Origin of the sequence: Micromonospora sp. C41 (assembly GCF_018070485.1) — a bacterium.
GTDB lineage: Bacteria > Actinomycetota > Actinomycetes > Mycobacteriales > Micromonosporaceae > Micromonospora > Micromonospora chalcea.
The window spans coordinates 261,724-279,827 of the sequence record NZ_JAGPXP010000002.1; the positions used below are offsets into that span (position 1 = coordinate 261,724).

An 18,104-nucleotide genomic window follows, 5' to 3' on the forward strand; every position below is an offset into this window, starting at 1 on the left:
GCGTGGGGGCCGGGCCGGTCAGTGACGGCGGGCCGGCCCCCACGCCGGGGACGGGCGGGCGGCCGGGTCGCGGGGCACGCCGCCGTCGCGCAGCAGCCGGGTCATCGGCAGGGTGGCCGCGCCCATCGCGACCGCGTCCGGTCCGAGCCGGCACAGCTCGATCGAGGTCTGCGCGTACGGCTGGCGCAGCGCGTGCCGCGCGGTGGCCTCGCGGATCGCGGGCAGGTGCCGCTCGCCCAGGGCCAGCCCGGCCCAGCCGCCGAGCACCACCCGCTCCGGGTTGAACAGGTTCACCAGGTTCGCCACCCCGGCGCCCAGGTAGCCGACCGTCTCGTCGATCACCTTCGCGGCGGTGCCGCTGGTTGACCGGAGCAGCTCACCGAAGGCGGTCTCCTCGTCCGCGCCCGGCGCCGGGCGGCCCCGGTTGGCCTGGCGGAACCGGTCCAGCACCGCCTCCGCGCCGACGTACGCCTCCAGGCAGCCGAGGTTGCCGCAGCGGCAGCGGCGGCCCCCGTACACGATGGTGGTGTGGCCCCACTCCCCGGCGCTGCTGTGCGCGCCGCGGTAGCCGACGCCGTCGGCGACCACGCTCGCGCCGACGCCGGAGCCGACCAGCGCGACCACCGCGTGCCGGACGCCGCGGCCGGCGCCGAACCACATCTCGGCCTGGCCGAGCGTCTTCGCGCCGTTGTCCACGTGCACCGGCACGTCGGCGCGCAGCATCGCGCCGAGCGGGACGCCGTCCCAGCCGAGTGTCTGGGCGTGCACCACGGCGTCGGCGGTGCGCTCGACCGTGCCGGCGACGGCGACGCCGAAGCCGAGCACCGCGGCCGGGTCGACGCCCGCCTGTTCGGTCACCGCGGCGAGGCCGTGCCGCAGGTGGGCGGCGACCCGCTCGGGGTCGGGCCCGGTCGCGGCGATCGGGTACTCGGCCTTGGCCAGCGCGGTCATGCTCAGGTCGAACAGCTCGACCTGGACGCGGGTTTCGCCGACGTCGGCGCCGACCAGGTAGCCGTAGCCGGGGGCGACGCGCAGCAGCACGCGGGGACGGCCGCCGTCGGACTCGACCGAGCCGGCCTCCTCGACCAGGCCCTCGTTGATCATTTCGCCGACCAGGTTGCTGACGCTGGCCAGGCTGAGCGCTGTGGACTGGCCCAGCTCGTGCCGGCTGAGCGGGCCGTCCAGCCAGATCCGGGTCAGCAGCACCGACCGGTTGGCCCGGCGCATGTCGCGCACCGTGGTGCGTCTGGCGTCCACGTCCGCCGCCGTCCCTTCCCGGCCGCCCACGGCGACCTGCGTTCATCTGCGTTCACGCCGTGAACCAAGCGGTGACAGCGTACTGCGCATTTACACTTAACAAAGTTAACTGATAACCTCCGGCGCATCGATGAGGAGGTATGTCAATGCGACTCGGACGCGGGATGACCGCACTGCTCGGTGGCGTCGCGCTGCTCGCCGCCACCGCCGCCCTGCCCGCCACCGCCGCCACCACGACCGGCGCCGTCGGCGCGCTCGTCGCGTGCGACGCGCCGGCCTGGGCCGAGGGCGTCACCTGGACCGCCGGCAGCCGGGCGACCTACGGCGGCCGGCTGTACCAGGCGCTCGTCACACACACCCCGCCGGCCGGCGCGGGCTGGAACCCGGCCGCCGTACCGGCGCTCTGGACCGACCTCGGCGCCTGCACCGGCGGCACGCCGTCGCCGAGCCCCACCACCCGCCCGCCGTCGCCTTCCCCTTCCGCCTCCACCTCCCCTTCCCCGACCCGGACGCCTACCCCCACGCCCACGGTGTCGTCCAGCCCGACCACCCCGGGCGGGGACACCTGCGCGCTGCGGTCCCGGCCGTCCGGGAAGGTGCTGCAGGGCTACTGGGAGAACTGGGACGGCGCCGCCAACGGCGTACACCCCGGCCTCGGCTGGATCCCGATCACCGACTCCCGGATCACCGGACACGGCTACAACGTGGTGACCGCCGCGTTCCCGGTCATCCGCGCCGACGGCACCGTGCTCTGGGAGGACGGCATGGACGCCGGCGTCAAGGTGCCCACCCCGGCCCAGGTGTGCCAGGCCAAGGCCGCCGGACTCACCGTGCTGCTGTCCATCGGCGGCGCCACCGCCGGCATCGACCTCAGCTCCAGCGCCGTCGCCGACCGGTTCGTCGCCACCGTCGTGCCGATCCTCAAGCGGCACAACTTCGACGGCATCGACATCGACATCGAGACCGGCCTCACCGGCAGCGGGAACATCAACCAGCTCTCCCCCTCGCAGGCCAACCTGATCCGGATCATCGACGGGGTGCTGGCCCAGATGCCGGCCGGGTTCGGGCTCACCATGGCGCCGGAGACCGCGTACGTCACCGGCGGCAGCGTCACCTACGGCTCGATCTGGGGCGCGTACCTGCCGATCGTCAAGAAGTACGCCGACAACGGGCGGCTCTGGTGGCTGAACATGCAGTACTACAACGGCTCGATGTACGGCTGCGCCGGTGACTCGTACCCGGCCGGCACCGTCGCCGGTTTCGTCGCGCAGACCAACTGCCTCGACGCCGGCCTGGTCATCCAGGGCACCACCATCCGCGTACCGCTGGACCGGCAGGTCCCCGGGCTGCCCGCGCAGGTCGGCGCCGGCGGCGGGTACATGAGCCCGGCGCTGGTGGCCCAGGCGTGGAACACCTACCAGGGCCGGCTGAAGGGCCTGATGACCTGGTCGGTGAACTGGGACGGATCGAAGGGCTGGACGTTCGGCGACAACGTCCGCTCCCTGCAGGGCCGCTGACCCGGTGGGGCTCCGCGTTCCACCCCCGGCGCGGAGCCCTGCCGCTGGCGCGGGTTGCGAGACCCTGCGAGGCTGGCGCTCGTGTATGACTACGACCTGCTGGTGCTGGGCTCCGGACCGAGTGGACAGAAGGCGGCGATCGCCGCTGCCAAGCTGGGCCGCCGCGTCGCCATCGTCGATCGCCGCGACATGCTCGGCGGAGTGTGCATCAACACCGGCACCGTGCCCTCGAAGACGCTGCGTGAAGCGGTCCTCTACCTGACCGGGCTGAGCCAGCGCGACCTCTACGGCAGCAGCTACCGGGTCAAGGAGGACATCACCGTCGCCGACCTGGCCGCCCGCACCCAGCACGTGATCACCCGGCAGACCGACGTGATCCGCGACCAGCTGGCCCGCAACAAGGTCGCGCTGATCACCGGCACCGGCCGGTTCGCCGACGCCCACTCCGTCTGGGTGGACGCCGGCTCCGGCCGGGAGACCCGGATCAGCTTCGACAAGGCGGTCGTCGCCGCCGGCACCCGCCCGGCCCGACCGGACAGCGTCGACTTCGACGACCGGACCATCGTCGACTCCGACGGCGTGATCAACCTGCAGGCCGTCCCGCGAAGCATGGTCGTGGTCGGCGCCGGGGTGATCGGCATGGAGTACGCCTCGCTGTTCGCCGCGCTCGGCACCAAGGTGACGGTGGTCGAGCGCCGCCCCCGGATGCTCGACTTCTGCGACGAGGAGATCGTCGAGTCGCTGAAGTACCACCTGCGGGACCTGTCGGTGACCTTCCGCTTCGGCGAGGAGGTGGCCGCCGTGGAAAAACACCGCACCGCAGCGCTCTGCGTCCTGCGCAGCGGCAAGAAGATCGTCGCGGACACGGTGATGTACTCGGCCGGGCGGCAGGGACAGACCGACGACCTCGCGCTGGACGCGGCCGGGCTCACCGCGGATCACCGCGGCCGGATCGCGGTCGACGCGAACTACCGCACCGCCGTCGAGAACATCTACGCGGTGGGCGACGTGATCGGCTTCCCCGCGCTGGCGTCCACGTCGATGGAGCAGGGCCGGCTGGCCGCCCAGCACGCCTGCGGCGAACCGGCCCGCGGCATGTCCGACCTGCAGCCGATCGGCATCTACACCATTCCGGAGATCAGCTTCGTCGGGAAGACCGAGGAGGAGCTGACCGAGGCGTCCACCCCGTTCGAGGTGGGCATCGCCCGCTACCGGGAACTGGCCCGGGGACAGATCGTCGGCGACTCGTACGGGATGCTGAAACTGCTCGTCTCACCCGAGGACGGACGGCTGCTCGGCGTGCACGTGTTCGGCACCGGCGCCACCGAGATCGTCCACATCGGGCAGGCGGTGATGGGCTGCGGCGGCACCGTCGACTACCTGCTGGACGCGGTGTTCAACTACCCGACCCTCGCCGAGGCGTACAAGGTGGCCGCCCTGGACGCCGCCAACAAGATCCGCAACATAACCCGGATCAACGACTGACCCCTGCTGCCCCGCCCTCCACCCCGTTGATCTTGCACTTGCTGCCCCGGGAGCGCCCGTTATGACCGCTGTGCCCGGGCCGCAAGTGCAAGATCGACGAGGAAGGGAGGGGCGCGGGAGGGGTCAGCGGCCTGCGGCGTAGCCCTGGGCGCCTCGGGGGTTCGCCGCCGCGGAGAGGACTCCGGTGCTCGGGTCACGGGTCACGGCGCACATGCGGCCCAGGCTCCACGGGTCGGACAGGCGGACTGTGTGACCGCGCTCGCGCAGGCCGGACAGGACGTCCGGGTCGATCCGGTCCTCCAGCACCAGCACGCCGGGCTCGACCTCGCGCGGGTAGAACGACGCCGGGAAGCTCGTCGTGTGCCAGGTGGGGGCGTCGATCGCCTCCTGCAGGTCCTGCCCGCCGGCCAGGTGCCGCAGCAGGAACAGCAGCTGCCACTGGTCCTGCTGGTCGCCACCGGGCGTCCCGCAGGCCATCACCGGCTCGCCGTCGCGCAGCACGAGCGTCGGGCTGAGCGTGGTACGCGGACGCCGCCCCGGCCGCAGCGTCGAGGCGAGCCCCTCCTCCAGCCAGCACATCTGCAACCGGCTGCCCAGCGGGAAACCCAGCTCCGGAATGGTGGGTGAACTCTGCAGCCAGCCGCCGCTGGGCGTGGCGGAGATGATGTTTCCCCACCGGTCCACCACGTCGACGTGGCAGGTGTCGCCGCGGGTCACGCCGTCGGCGCGTACCGTCGGTTCGCCGGTGCTCGGGTCCTGCGGGACGGCCCGCCGGTCCGCGTCGGCCCGCAGGTGCGACGGCAGCCGGGGCGGGCTGCCCGCCGGGCTGCCGGGACGCAGCGACGTGTCGGCGCGGTCGCCGATCAGCGCGGCCCGCGAACGGGCGTAGCCGGCCGACAGCAGCGCGGAACCCGGCACGTCGGTGTCGCCGTACCACGCCTCCCGGTCGGCGAAGGCGAGCTTCAGCGCCTCGGCCTGCGCGTGGATGCCGTCCAAGCTGGACGGATCGTAGACCGCCGGGTCGTCGAGCGCGTCCAGGACGGCCAGGGTCTGCAGCAGCACCGGGCCCTGCCCCCAGAAGCCGGTCTTGGCGATCGTGTGCCCGCGCCAGTCCAGCGTGACCGGCGCCTCCCAGGTGGCCGAGAACCCGGCCAGGTCGTCGCCGGTGACCAGCCCGGCGTGGGCGCGCCCGCTGGAGTCGCGGAACGGCAGCCGGCTGAAACGGTCGATCGCCTCGGCGACGAAACCCTCCCGCCAGGCGCGCCGGGCCGCCTCGATCTGCGCCTCCCGGTCCGCACCGGCGGCCCGTCCGGCGTGGACGAGGCGGCGCAGCGTGTCCGCGTACGCCGGGTTGGTGATCATCTCCCCCGGCGCGGGTGGGCGGCCGTCGCGCAGCCAGAGCCGCGCGGACGTCGGCCAGTGGTCGGTGAACAGCGACCGGACCCGCGCGACTGTCTGCCCGGCGGCGCCGACCAGCGGGTGGCCGGCGGCGGCGTAGCCGATCGCCGGTTCCAGCACCTCGGCGAGCGTGCGGGTGCCGTGGTCGCGCAGCAACAGCAGCCACGCGTCGACAGCGCCGGGCACCACGGCGGCGAGCGGGCCGGCGCCGGGCACGAGGTCCAGGCCCAGCGACCGGAAGTGCGCGACGGTGGCGGCGGCCGGGGCCGGACCTTGGCCGCACAGCACCCGCGGCGCCGGGTCGGCGGCGGTGGCGAGGATCGCCGGCACCTCGCCGGCCGGGCCGTTGAGGTGCGGCTCCACGACGTGCAGCACGAACCCGGCCGCGACGGCGGCGTCGAACGCGTTGCCGCCGCGCTCCAGCACGCCCATCGCGGACTGGCTGGCCAGCCAGTGCGTGGACGAGACCATGCCGAACGTGCCGCGCAACGTCGGCCGGGTGGTGAACGTCATCGGCGGTGAGCCTACGCCGTGCCGGCGACGTCGGCGCGGTCCGTCGCGCCGCCCTCCTCCCCCGGGCTGCCGTCGCGCTCGCCGTCTAGCGGGAACAGGCACGCGGCCTCGTGGCCCGGACCCACCTCGGCCAACGCCGGATCGGTCTCGGCGCACGCGGGGCGGGCCTGGGGGCATCGGGTACGGAAGCGGCAGCCGCTCGGCGGGTCCACCGGGCTGGGGATGTCGCCGGTGAGCACGATGCGGCGGCGCTGCCGCTCGACCCGGGGATCGGCCACCGGCACCGCCGACAGCAACGCCGCCGTGTAGGGGTGCGCCGGACGTCGGTAGATCCGCTCCGGTGGGCCGGTCTCCACGATGCGGCCCAGGTACATGACCGCGATCCGGTCGCTCATGTGCTCCACGGCGGCCAGGTCGTGCGCGATGAACAGGTAGGTCAGCCCGAGGTCGCGTTGCAGGCGCCGCAGCAGGTTCATGATCTGCGCCTGGACGCTCAGGTCCAGCGAGGCGATCGGCTCGTCCAGGACGATCAGATCCGGCTCGCCGGCCAGCGCCCGCGCCACGCCGACGCGCTGGCGCTGGCCGCCGGACAGCTCGTGCGGATGCCGGCCGGCCGTGTCGGCGCGCAGGCCGACCAGGTCCAGCAGTTCGGCCACCCGCTCCCGCCGGGCGGTGCGGGACGCGGCGAGCCGGTGCACGACAAGAGGTTCGGCGATGCTGTCGCCGACGGTGCGGCGCGGGTCCAGCGACGCCTGCGGGTCCTGGAACACCATCGCCACGTGGCGGCGCGTCGCGCGCAGGCGGCGCCGGGACCAGCGGGTCACGTCCGCGCCCGCCACCCAGACCCGCCCGGCACTCGGGTCGACCAGCCGCAGCAGCGCCAGCCCGGCGGTGGACTTGCCGCTGCCCGACTCGCCGACCAGCCCGAGCGTCTCGCCCCGGTGCACGGCGAGCGTGACGCCGTCGACGGCGCGGACCGTTCCGGCCGGGGTCGGGAAGTGCACCGCGAGGTCGTCCAGCTCGGCGATCACGTCGGGGGTGTCGTCGCTCATCCGGCCTCTCCACGGTAGAAGGTGCGGACCGTGTGCCCGTCGCCGACCGGCGTCAGCGGTGGCAGCTCGTGCTCGCAGCGCGGGTCCGCGCGAACCGGGCAGCGCGGCCAGAACGCGCAGCCGGCCGGCAGGTCCAGCGGGCTCGGCGGCGCGCCGGGGATGGCGACCAGGTCCTCGCCGCGCCGGGACGGGTCGGGCCGCGCCGCCAGCAGCGCCCGGGTGTACGGGTGCGTGGGCGTGTCGAACACCGCGTCGACCGGACCCTGCTCGACGATGCGTCCCCCGTACATGACCGCGACGGTGTCGGCGATGCCGGCGACCACGCCCAGGTCGTGGGTGACCCAGACGACTGCGGTGCCCAGCCGCGCCTGCAGGTCGGCGACCAGCTCGATGATCTGCGCCTGGGTGGTGACGTCCAGCGCGGTGGTCGGCTCGTCGGCGATCAGCAGGTCCGGCTCGCACGCCAGCGCCATGGCGATGGCGACGCGCTGGCGCATGCCGCCGGAGAACTGGTGCGGGTACGCGTCGACGCGCCGCGCGGCCGACGGGATGCCGACCAGCTCCAGCAGCTCCACCGCCCGGTCGCGGGCGGCGCGGCGGGTCAGCCCGAGGTGCTCCTCGGCCGCCTCGGTGACCTGCCGGCCCACCGGCAGCACCGGGTTGAGCGAGGTCATCGGGTCCTGGAAGACGAACCCGACGTGCCGGCCGCGCAGCCTGCGGCGGCGGTCGTCGGGCAGCGCGGTCAGCTCGTGGTCGAGCAGCCGCACCCGGCCGGTGACCGTCGCGGCGCGCGGGGCCAGGCCGGTGGCCGCGAGCAGGGTCATGCTCTTGCCGCTGCCGGACTCGCCGACCAGCGCGAACGTCTCCCCCTGCCGTACCTGCCAGGACACGCCGGCCACGGCGCGGGCCGGGCCACGGCGGGTGCCGATGGTGACGGTGAGGTCGTCCACGGACAGCACCGTCGAGTCGGTCCTGGGCCGCTGGCGCTGGCTCGGCATGCGTTCGGTGCGCTCGCTCATGGGGTGCTCCGGCGGGCCTCGGCGAGGGTGAGCTGGCGCGGGTCGAGCACGTCCCGCAGCGCGTCGCCGACCAGGTTGAACGCCAGCACGGTGAGGAAGATCGCCGCGCCCGGGAACACGCCCAGCCACCAGGCGTCGGTGACGAAGCCGCGCCCGTCGAACAGCATCCGGCCCCAGGCCGGCGCGGGCGGCTGGATGCCCAGGCCGAGGAAGGACAACGCGGCCTCGGAGAGGATCGCGAACGCCAGCGACAGCGACGTCTGCACAATCAGCGGCGCGGCGATGTTCGGCAGCACGTGCCGGCGCATGATGCGCAGATCGGACGCGCCGATGGACACGGCGGCCCGGACGAACACCTGCTCGCGTACGGACAGCACGCCGGCGCGGGTGATCCGGGCGAAGATGGGCGTGTAGACCACGCCGATGGCGACCATGGCGGTGAGCAGGCCGGGGCCGAGCACCGCCACGATGGCCACCGCCAGCAGCAGCACCGGGAACGCGAACAGCACGTCCATGCAGCGCATGAGGACGCTGTCCAGCCAGCCCCGGTAGTAACCGGCGAGCAGCCCGAGCGTCACGCCCGCTACCAGCGCGATGCCGACGCTCACGGCGCCGACCTGCAGTGACACGCGGGCGGCGACGAGCACCCGGCTGAGCACGTCGCGGCCCAGCTCGTCGGTGCCGAACGGGTGCGCGCCGCTGGGCGGGCGCAACATCTGGTCCACGTCGACGTCGTTGACGCCGGCCGGGGCCAGCCACGGGCCGGCCACACCGACCACGACGAGCAGCACGAGCACGATGGTGCCGCCGACGGCGAGCGGGTCGCGGCGCAGCGCGTCCAGGACGCGGCGCCCGGTGCTCTCGGTCGTGGCGCTCACTTGACCGTGATCCTCGGGTCGAGGCGGGCGTAGAGGATGTCCACCAGCAGGTTGACCAGCAGGAACAGGGCGGCCACCAGCAGCACCGCGCCCTGCAGGACGGGATAGTCGCGAGCCTGCACGGCGTCGAAGGTGAGCCGGCCGATGCCCGGCCAGGCGAACAGCACCTCGATGACGATGACGCCGCCGAGCAGGCTCGCCAGTTGCACGGCGACCACAGTCACCACCGGGATCAGCGCGTTGCGCAGCACGTGCCGCACGATCACCACCCGGTTGCGCAGCCCCTTCGCCTCGGCGGTCCGCACGTAGTCGGCGGAGAGCACCTCCAGCACCGAGGAGCGGATGAACCGGGTGAGGATGGAGGCGGTGACCAGGCCGACGGTGACCGCCGGCAGCGCCACGTGGGTGGCCCACCGGCCGGGGTCCTCGGTCAGCGCCACGTAACCCGACGGTGGCAGCCAGCCGAGCACCCCGGCGAACAGCAGGATGCCCATGATGCCCATCCAGAAGTCCGGCACCGAGACGCCGAACTGGCTGAACACGCGGGCGGCGTGGTCCACGGCGGAGCCGCTGCGTACCGCCGCGACGATGCCCAGCGGGAACGCCACCAGCAGCGCGAACAGCACCGCGGTGACGGCCAGGGACAGCGTGGCGGGCAGCCGTTCCAGCACGATCTGGCTCACCGGCTGGCCGGTGCGGAAGCTGACCCCCAGGTCACCGGTGAGCGCGTGCCCGAGGTAGCTGGCGTACTGCACCGGCAGCGGCTGGTCGAGGCCGGCCCGTTCCCGCAACGCGTCGTACGTCTCCTGGTCGAACCGGGTGCCGAGCGCCACCCGGACCGGGTCGCCCGGCACGAGTTGCAGCAGCAGGAACACCACAAGGGTCACGCCGATCAGCACGACCGCCGACTGGAGTGCCCGCCGCAGGACGAAGCGGGCCATCACTTGGCCAGGGCGACCGACCGGAACCGGATCGCCCGGTCGGTGCGCACCTCGTAGCCGGAGACCTTCTTCGACCAGCCCTGCACCACGTCCGGGTTGTAGAGGTAGAGGTAGCTGGCGTCGTCGACGATCTGCTTCGCCGCCTGCTCGTACGCCTGCTTGCGGGCGCCCTGGTCGGTCTGGGTGCGCGCGTCGTCCAGCAGCTTGTCCACCGCCGGGTTCTTGTACTTGTGGAAGTTGAACGTGCCGCCGCTGTGATGCTGGGCGTAGTAGAACTCGTCCGGGTCGATGTTGCCGAGCCAGCCCAGCATGAACCCGTCGAAGTTGCCCTTGGCCTGCTCGTCGAGCCACTGGGCGAAGTCCAGCGTACGGATCTTCACGGTGATGCCGACATCCTTGAGCTGCGCGGCGATGACCTGGGCGGCGCTGACCGTCTCCGGGTACTCGCTGGTGACCATCAGGTCCATGGTCAGGTTGCTCACGCCCGCCTGGCCGAGCATCTGCTTGGCCTTGCCCGGGTCGTGGCTGTAGGGCGCGTAGTCGTAGTAGAACGCGCTGTCCTTCGGGATGGCGGTCTGGTTCACGGTGGCCAGGCCGAACTTCGCCGCCTTGGTGATCGCCTCCCGGTCCAGGGCGTACCCGATGGCGCGCCGCACCTCTGGGTTGTCGAACGGCTTGCGGGCCTCGTTGAGCGCCACGTACCAGTAGTCGGTGGAGGCCGCCGACTTCACCACCGGGTCGTCGCCGTCCTGCAGCGACTTGACCTGCTGCGGCGGCAGGTTGTCGGTCCACTGCACCTGGCCGCTGCGCAGGTTCTGCAGCGCCACGGTGGGGTCCTTGACGAAGGTGAACGTGACGCCGTCGAGCTTCGGCTTCTCACCCCAGTAGGCGTCGTTGCGCACCAGCTTGATGCTGTCGCCGGAGGTGTAGCCGGCCACCGTGAACGGGCCGCTGCCCACCGGCGCGGTCTTCACCTTGCCGGACTCCACGTTGGACTTCTCCACGATCGCGACGCCCTTGAACCCACCGAGGTTGGCGAGCAGGTTCGGCGTGGGCGCGCTGAGCGTCACCACCACCGTCGCGGGGTCGGGCCCGGTGACCGACTTGACGGTGGCGAACTTGTACGCGTTGTTCAGCTTCTCCTTGATGATCCGCTCGAAGGAGTAGACGACGTCCTCGGAGGTCAGCGGCGACCCGTCGGAGAACTTCACGCCCTCACGCAACGTGAACGTCCAGGTGAGCTGGTCGTCGCTGGTGGTCCACTTGGTCGCCAGCGACGGCACCATCTTCAGGTCGGCGTCCGGCTCGACGAGCGTGTCGTAGACGTTCTCCAGCACCTGGAAGCTGTAGTAGGCCGAGGTCTTGTGCGGGTCGAGCTGGTCGGGTTCGCCGCCGATCGCGGCGTTGAGGATTCCGCCTTCGCCGCCGGCGTTCCCCCCGCCGCCGACGTCGACCGCCTCGCCGCCGGTGCATCCGGACAGGACGCCGACGGTGAGGATGAGTGCGGCGCCGAACGCGCCGAGCTTGTTCCTGGACACAGGCCCCCCTTGCCACTTCCCGGACAAAAGAAAGTTTCGGCGAGTCTTGTCTCCGAGCCGGATGATGTCAAACGAATCCAGCCAAAATGACTGGTCGATCGGTGTTGCCGGTGCGGAGTGAACGGTGGTTCAATCCGGGCCCCGACCCGATCCGCCACCGCGCTGGGAGTTGCCGCCGTGACCACACACGAGGTCGTCAACCAGGTCCCCCCGATGGTCGGCCACGACACCGCCGACGACCCGGCACTGCGCGACGGCGTGACCCGGGAGGGCGCCGAATGGGCGCTGCCCGGCCTGCACGAGCTGGGCCGTCTCGCCGGTGGTGAGGAGGCAGCCGAACACGGGCGGCTCGCCAACGAGCACCCGCCGGTGCTGCGCACCCACGACCGGTACGGCAACCGGATCGACGAGGTGGAGTTCCACCCGTCCTGGCACGAGCTGATGCGTACCGCCGTCGGGCACGGCCTGCACGCCGCGCCGTGGGCCGACGACCGGCCCGGCGCGCACGTGGCCCGCGCGGCCGGCTTCTACCTGTGGCGGCCCGACGCCGGGCACGGCTGCCCGATCTCGATGACCTACGCGGCGGTGCCCGCGCTGCGGCACAGCCCGGAGCTGGCCGACCGCTACGAGCCGCTGCTCACCACCCGCGAGTACGACTTCGGGCTGCGCCCGCCGCAGACCAAGCGCGGGCTGCTCGCCGGCATGTCGATGACCGAGAAGCAGGGCGGCTCGGACGTACGCGCCAACACCACCACCGCCCGCCCTGAGCCGGACGGCAGCTACCGGCTCGTCGGGCACAAGTGGTTCACCTCCGCGCCCATGTGCGACCTGTTCCTCACGCTCGCCCAGGCACCCGGCGGCCTCACCTGCTTCCTGGTCCCCCGCGTGCTGCCCGACGGCGCCCGCAACCCGATGCGGCTGATGCGGCTCAAGGACAAGCTCGGCAACCGCTCCAACGCCTCCGCCGAGGTCGAGTACGAGCACGCGGTGGCGTGGCGCGTCGGCGACGAGGGCCGGGGCGTGCGCACCATCATCGACATGGTCAACCTGACCCGGCTCGACTGCGTGATCGGCGCGGCGGCCGGGATGCGTCACGGCGTGACCACCGCGGTGCACCACGCAACCCACCGGCGGGCGTTCGGCAGCTACCTGCTCGACCAGCCGCTGATGCGCAACGTGCTGGCCGACCTGGCCGTGGAGTCCGAGGCCGCGACCCTGCTGATGATCCGGCTGGCCGGGGCGACCGACCGGTCGGCGCGCGGCGACGACGGCGAGACCGCGTTCAAGCGCCTCGCCCTCGCAGTCGGCAAGTACTGGGTGTGCAAACGCTGGCCGGGGCACGCCGCCGAGGCGCTGGAATGCCTGGGCGGCAACGGCTACGTGGAGGAGTCCGGCATGCCGCGGCTGTTCCGCGAGTCGCCGCTGAACTCGATCTGGGAGGGCTCCGGCAACGTCGCCGCGCTGGACGTGCTGCGCGCGCTCACCCGGGAACCGCAGGTCCTCGCCGCGTACGAGGCGGAGGTGGCCGCCGCGGCCGGCGCGGACGCGCGACTGGACGCCGCGGTGCGCCGGGTGCGCGACGAGCTGGCCGACCACACCGACCTGGAGCTGCGCGCCCGGCGCGTGGTGGAGCGGCTGGCGCTGGTGCTGCAGGGCGCGCTGCTGGTACGCCACGGCCACCCCGCGGTCGCCGACGCGTTCTGCGCGTCCCGGCTCGGCGGCGACCACGGCCAAGCGTACGGGACGCTACCCGGCGGACTGGACCTCGCAGCGATCATCGACCGCGCCACCCCGAAGATCGGCTGAGCGGGCGATGACGCGCCTGGTCTCGACCCACCTGTATCCGGTCAAGTCCCTCGGCGGCGTCGACGTCGACCGGGCCGTGGTCGAGCCGTGGGGGTTGCGTCACGACCGCCGCTGGGTGGTGCTGCGCCCCGACGGCGGCAAGGTGGGCTCGACCGCCCTGCCGGCGCTGCTCGGCCTGACCGCCGCGCCCGGGCCCGGGTCGCTCACGCTCACCGCCCGCGACGGGTCGTCGCTGACAGTCGCCGAGCCGGTGGACGGGCCGCTCGTCCCGACGGACGTGTCCCGGCTGGACACGGTCCGGCTCGCCGCCGACGAGGCTCACGACTGGCTCTCCGCGCGGCTGGGCCGTCCGGTGCGGCTGGCCTGGCTGGACGACCCGCGCCGCCGCCCGATGTCGGCCGAGCACGGCGGCCGGCCCGGTGACCCGCTGAACCTCTCCGACGCCGGACCGCTGCTGGTCGCCACGGCGCCGTCGCTGCGGCGGCTGCGGGACTGGATCGTCGAGGGCGCGCTGGAACGCGGCGAACCGGCCCCGGAGCCGCTGGCGATGGCCCGGTTCCGGCCCACTGTGGTGCTCGACGGGCCGTTCGAGCCGTTCGCCGAGGACGGCTGGACACGGGTGCGCATCGGCGCCGTCGACTTCCGGGTCTCCGAACGCTGCGACCGCTGTTCGGTGACGCTCATCGACCCGCAGACCCTCGCCAGCGGGAAGGAACCCATCCGCACGCTGGCCCGGCACCGGCGCCACGACGGCAAGACCTGGTTCGGCATCCGGCTGGTACCGGTGACCACCGGCGAGATCCGCGTCGGCGATCCCGTCACCGTCTCCTGATCCGGCCGCTCAGCGGCCACGCCACTCGTCGGCCAGGATCGCGTGGACGAGCTGGTCGGCCCACCCGCCCCGGAACCGGTAGCTGCGCACGTGCCGCGCCTCCCGCCGCATCCCGAGCCGGGCCATCAGGCGCGCCGACGGCTCGTTGTCCGCGTGGCAGCGGGCCACCACCCGGTGCAGCCCGAACTCGCCGAAACCCCAGTCCAGCAGCGCCCCGGCCGCCTCCGTGGCCAGCCCCCGGCCGCCGTGGTCGGGGTGGAACACGTACCCCAGTTCGGCGGTGCGGTCCGCGGCGCTGCGCCACCAGCTCGACCGCGCCGATCACCCGCCCGTCGCGCACCACGGCGAGCGTCAGGCAGTCGCCCTCCGCGCGCAGCGCGTCCTCGCCGGCCATCGCGGTCACCGACGCCAGGGACTCCGCCCGGGTACGCGGGGCGGCGCCCGCCATCCAGCGGACCACGTCCGGGCGGCGCTGCCAGGCGTGCACGTCGTCGAGGTCGTCGAGCGTCACCGGGCGCAGCAGCAGCCGGGGCGTGCGCAGCGGGTACGCCGGGTGGGCCATCGGGCGATGGTAGGACGCGCCTAGGGTGGGCCGCATGGTCGTTTCCGCCGACGACGGCAACCCGCTCACCCAGCTCACACTCGACCAGCTCCGGGCACGCACCAGCGTGAAGTGGCGGCTGTACCCGCCGGACGTGCTGCCGCTGTGGGTCGCCGAGCAGGACGTGCCGCTGGCGCCGCCGGTGGCCGAGGCGCTGCGCCGGGCGGTCGACCTGGGCGACACCGGCTACGCGTACGGCACCGGGTACGCCGAGGCGGTCGGCGGGTTCGCCGCGCAGCGGTGGGGCTGGGCCGACTTCCCGGTCGGCCGGACCACGCTGGTGCCCGACGTCATGATGGGCACGGTCGAGGTGCTGCGCCTGGTCACCGGGCCGGGCGACGCGGTGGTGGTCACTCCCCCGGTCTACCCGCCGTTCTACGCGTTCGTCAGGCACGCCGACCGGCAGGTGCTCGAGGCGCCGCTCGGCGCGGACCTGCGGCTCGACCCGGCCGCGCTGGAAGAGGCGTTCCGGCGCGCTCGTGCGATCGGCGAGCGGCTGGCGTTCCTGCTCTGCAACCCGCACAACCCGACCGGCGTGGTGCACCGGCCCGACGAGCTGGCCACCGTCGCCGAGCTGGCCGCCCGGCACGGCGTCCGGGTGGTCTCCGACGAGATCCACTCGCCGCTGGCGCTACCCGGTGCGCGGTTCACCCCGTACCTGACGGTGCCCGGCGCCCAGAACGCGTTCGCGCTGCTGTCGGCCTCGAAGGCGTGGAACCTCGCCGGGCTCAAGGCGGCGCTGGCCGTTGCCGGGCCGGACGCCGCCGACGACCTGGCCCGGATGCCGGAGGAGGTGAGCCACGGCCCGAGCCACTTCGGCGTGCTCGCGCACACCGCCGCGTTCCGGGCCGGCGGGCCGTGGCTGGACCGGCTGCTCGACGGCCTGGACGCGAACCGGGCGCTGCTCGGGTCGCTGCTGGCCGAGCACCTGCCGGCGGTGTCGTGGCAGCCGCCGGAGGGCACGTTCCTGGCCTGGCTGGACTGCCGTGGCCTCGGCGTGCCCACCGAGGCGGGCGACGGCCCGGGGGTGGCCAGCGATCTGGACGGGCCGGCGCGGATGTTCCTCGACCGGGCCCGGGTGGCGCTCAGCTCCGGGCACGTCTTCGGCGCCGGCGGCGCCGGATTCGTCCGGCTCAACTTCGCCACCTCCCCCGCCGTGCTCACCGAGGCGGTGACCCGGATGGGCCGGGCGGCGACCGGCTGACGGCCGGGCCGGCACCGGCGCCCCGCGGCGCCGGTGCCCCGGCCGGCTCAGGTGGTGGTCTGCCCGTCGATGCTCTCGCGCAGGATGTCCGCGTGCCCGGCGTGCTGGGTGGTCTCGGCGATGACGTGGATCAGCACCCGCCGGATGCTGCGGACCGAGCCGGGCTCGTTCCACGGCGCGTCCGGCACCGGCCAGGTCGCCGACAGGTCCTCGACGCCGGCGACGATCTCCTCGGTACGGGCGGCGATGCGGGCGTAGCGGTCCAGGATGGCCGGCAGCGTGTCCTCGGGCAGCATCTGGAAGTCCCGTCCCCGCTCGATCGCCCACTGCGGCAGCTCGCGGGCCTGCCCGGACATGAAGTTCTCCCAGGTGACGCCCTCGGGCATGGCGAAGGACATCGCCGACGGGCCTTCGACCACGAACCGCAGCCACGCCTCCTCGGTGGACGCGACATGCTTGATCAGGCCGCCCAGGCAGAGCGCGCTGACCGTCGGCTTCTGCCCGGCCTGCTCGTCGGTCAGGCCGCGCACCGTGTTGGTCAGCATGTTTCGGGCCTCGGCGAGCTCGGCCAGCAGGTCGGTCCGCTCGGCGTCGAGGGTGGTGGGGGTCGTGGTGGTGCCGGTCATCGTCATCGGTTCCTTCCGGTCCTGATCGGGTACGGGCCCACACTCGCAGGCATAGCGGTCAGGATGTGTCCTCTTCTGCGGGCAGAATGCATGTCGTGCCGACGACTTCCGCGCGACTGCTCTCCCTGCTGTCCCTGCTTCAGGCCCGCCGGGACTGGCCGGGCGCGCTGCTCGCCGAACGGTTACGGGTCAGCGCGCGTACCGTGCGCCGCGACGTCGACCGGCTCCGCGAGCTGGGCTATCCGATCGAGAGCACCAAGGGCCCGGAGGGCGGCTACCGTCTCGGCGCCGGCTCGGCGCTGCCGCCGCTGCTCTTCGACGACGAGCAGGCGGTCGCGCTGACCGTGGCGTTGCAGACCGCCGCCACCGGCGTGACCGGCATCGAGGAGGCCGCCGCGCGGGCGCTGACCACGGTCCGGCAGGTGATGCCGCCCCGGCTGCGCCACCGGGTCGACGCGCTGCGGGTGATCGCCGTGGAACGGGCCGGCACGCCCGCCGCGGCCCGCGTGGAGCCGGGACTGCTGATGACACTCAGCGCCGCCGTGCACGCCCGGGAGGAGCTGCGCTTCGACTACGACTCGGTGTCGGCGTCCGCTCCCGACGCGCCGCCGCGCCGCGCGCAGCCCCACCACCTGGTCACCTGGGGCGGGCGCTGGTATCTCGTGGCCTGGGACCTGGACCGCGACGACTGGCGCACGTTCCGGGTTGACCGGATCAGCCCGCGTACGCCCACCGGCCCCCGGTTCACGCCCCGCGAGCTGCCCGGCGGGGACGTCGCGGCGTACATCGCCGGCCGGTTCAAGGGCGCCACCGGGCCGGGTGACTGGCCCTGCCGGGGCGAGGTGATCCTCGACCTGCCCGCCCGGACGCTCTCCGCGTGGACCCGCGACGGCATCGTCGAGGAGCTGGGGCCCGATCGCTGCCGTCTGACCCAGGGCGGCTGGTCGTGGGCCGGGCTGGCCGCCCTGCTCGGCCGCTACGACGCCGACATCGAGGTGGTCGGGCCGCCCGAGTTGCGGGAGGCGTTCGCCCGCCTGGCCCGCCGCTACGCCGCAGCAGCGGAGGGCCCGAACCCGCCTCGGTAGCCGGGCCGGCCGGGGTGTCAGTCGGTGGGCAGGAGGGGGCGCATGAACGTGCGCTCGTACCGCAGGACGCAGCCCGACTCGTCGCGGATCCGGTCGGCGGCGACGAACTCGGGGTCCACTCCGAACCGGGCCCGGTACTGCTCGTACGCCGCCAGGCTCTCAAAGCTGAACAGCGCCTCGGCCCGGTCGCTGGCGCCCTCGGCGGGCAGGAAGTAGCCGTGGTGCACGCCGCCGTGCCGTGCCACCAGCCGCATCCAGGTGCGGGCGAAGCGCTCGAACGCCTCGATCTGTGCGGGGTCGATCGTGTAGTGCACGACGCAGGTGATCACGCGGCCACGATAGCGACGGTCGG

Annotated in this window: 15 protein-coding genes and 1 pseudogene; 6 read left to right on the plus strand and 10 right to left on the minus strand. The window is 73.5% G+C overall.

The annotated features are described in order from the left end of the window. Nucleotides 1-18 precede the first annotated feature (18 nt). The gene (locus tag KBX43_RS03445; protein ID WP_104115733.1) at nucleotides 19-1,257 is read right to left on the minus strand and encodes an ROK family transcriptional regulator; all 1,239 of its coding nucleotides are present in this window, start codon (nucleotides 1,255-1,257) and stop codon (nucleotides 19-21) included. 146 nt (nucleotides 1,258-1,403) lie between these two features. On the opposite strand from KBX43_RS03445, the gene KBX43_RS03450 reads away from it, so the two are divergent. After that, nucleotides 1,404-2,774, plus strand: coding sequence for a glycosyl hydrolase family 18 protein (locus tag KBX43_RS03450; protein ID WP_210882983.1), 1,371 nt, complete (start codon nucleotides 1,404-1,406; stop codon nucleotides 2,772-2,774). Nucleotides 2,775-2,855: 81 nt separating this feature from the next. Continuing rightward, complete coding sequence (sthA, locus tag KBX43_RS03455) at nucleotides 2,856-4,259, plus strand: Si-specific NAD(P)(+) transhydrogenase (protein WP_209961855.1); 1,404 nt, start codon at nucleotides 2,856-2,858, stop codon at nucleotides 4,257-4,259. Nucleotides 4,260-4,382: 123 nt separating this feature from the next. Here the strand turns inward: sthA and KBX43_RS03460 are convergent, their stop codons facing one another. The 6 genes from KBX43_RS03460 to KBX43_RS03485 are packed head-to-tail and all read right to left on the minus strand — an operon-like array spanning nucleotide 4,383 to nucleotide 11,598. Further along, on the minus strand, nucleotides 4,383-6,170 hold the full coding sequence (locus tag KBX43_RS03460; protein ID WP_210882985.1) for a gamma-glutamyltransferase family protein: 1,788 nt from the start codon (nucleotides 6,168-6,170) through the stop codon (nucleotides 4,383-4,385). 11 nt (nucleotides 6,171-6,181) lie between these two features. After that, nucleotides 6,182-7,222, minus strand: a complete 1,041-nt coding sequence (locus KBX43_RS03465; protein WP_210882993.1) for an ABC transporter ATP-binding protein — start codon at nucleotides 7,220-7,222, stop codon at nucleotides 6,182-6,184. Further along, nucleotides 7,219-8,241: an ABC transporter ATP-binding protein gene (locus tag KBX43_RS03470; RefSeq protein WP_069089707.1), complete on the minus strand. Its 1,023-nt coding sequence runs from the start codon at nucleotides 8,239-8,241 to the stop codon at nucleotides 7,219-7,221. Before KBX43_RS03470 ends, KBX43_RS03465 begins: the two co-directional genes overlap by 4 nt. Continuing rightward, nucleotides 8,238-9,119 carry an ABC transporter permease gene (locus KBX43_RS03475; protein WP_210882995.1) on the minus strand — a complete coding sequence of 294 codons (882 nt, stop codon included), beginning with the start codon at nucleotides 9,117-9,119 and terminating at the stop codon, nucleotides 8,238-8,240. The genes KBX43_RS03470 and KBX43_RS03475 overlap by 4 nt, the downstream gene beginning before the upstream one ends. Then, on the minus strand, nucleotides 9,116-10,060 hold the full coding sequence (locus KBX43_RS03480; protein ID WP_030502381.1) for an ABC transporter permease: 945 nt from the start codon (nucleotides 10,058-10,060) through the stop codon (nucleotides 9,116-9,118). The genes KBX43_RS03475 and KBX43_RS03480 overlap by 4 nt, the downstream gene beginning before the upstream one ends. After that, nucleotides 10,060-11,598 carry an ABC transporter substrate-binding protein gene (locus KBX43_RS03485; protein WP_043324168.1) on the minus strand — a complete coding sequence of 513 codons (1,539 nt, stop codon included), beginning with the start codon at nucleotides 11,596-11,598 and terminating at the stop codon, nucleotides 10,060-10,062. The genes KBX43_RS03480 and KBX43_RS03485 overlap by 1 nt, the downstream gene beginning before the upstream one ends. Before the next feature lie 177 nt (nucleotides 11,599-11,775). Here KBX43_RS03485 and KBX43_RS03490 point away from each other — a divergent pair, with 177 nt between their 5' ends. Next, on the plus strand, nucleotides 11,776-13,404 hold the full coding sequence (locus KBX43_RS03490; protein WP_210882997.1) for an acyl-CoA dehydrogenase family protein: 1,629 nt from the start codon (nucleotides 11,776-11,778) through the stop codon (nucleotides 13,402-13,404). A gap of 7 nt (nucleotides 13,405-13,411) precedes the next feature. After that, nucleotides 13,412-14,236 (plus strand): MOSC domain-containing protein, encoded by an 825-nt coding sequence (locus KBX43_RS03495; RefSeq protein WP_210882998.1) that lies wholly within the window; start codon nucleotides 13,412-13,414, stop codon nucleotides 14,234-14,236. Between the two features lie 9 nt (nucleotides 14,237-14,245). Here the strand turns inward: KBX43_RS03495 and KBX43_RS32205 are convergent. Beyond that, a pseudogene (locus KBX43_RS32205) lies at nucleotides 14,246-14,834 on the minus strand (GNAT family N-acetyltransferase). Between KBX43_RS32205 and KBX43_RS03505 the strand changes: the two are divergent. Beyond that, nucleotides 14,833-16,041, plus strand: coding sequence for a MalY/PatB family protein (locus KBX43_RS03505; protein WP_210883006.1), 1,209 nt, complete (start codon nucleotides 14,833-14,835; stop codon nucleotides 16,039-16,041). The pseudogene KBX43_RS32205 and the gene KBX43_RS03505 overlap by 2 nt on opposite strands. Before the next feature lie 47 nt (nucleotides 16,042-16,088). On the opposite strand, the gene KBX43_RS03510 is transcribed toward KBX43_RS03505, so the two are convergent. Beyond that, nucleotides 16,089-16,667 carry a DinB family protein gene (locus KBX43_RS03510; protein WP_210883008.1) on the minus strand — a complete coding sequence of 193 codons (579 nt, stop codon included), beginning with the start codon at nucleotides 16,665-16,667 and terminating at the stop codon, nucleotides 16,089-16,091. Between the two features lie 86 nt (nucleotides 16,668-16,753). Between KBX43_RS03510 and KBX43_RS03515 the strand changes: the two genes are divergently transcribed. Continuing rightward, on the plus strand, nucleotides 16,754-17,752 hold the full coding sequence (locus KBX43_RS03515; RefSeq protein WP_210883017.1) for a YafY family protein: 999 nt from the start codon (nucleotides 16,754-16,756) through the stop codon (nucleotides 17,750-17,752). Nucleotides 17,753-17,769: 17 nt separating this feature from the next. Here KBX43_RS03515 and KBX43_RS03520 read toward each other — a convergent pair whose 3' ends face one another. After that, nucleotides 17,770-18,081, minus strand: coding sequence for an NIPSNAP family protein (locus tag KBX43_RS03520; protein ID WP_043324181.1), 312 nt, complete (start codon nucleotides 18,079-18,081; stop codon nucleotides 17,770-17,772). Nucleotides 18,082-18,104 lie beyond the last annotated feature (23 nt).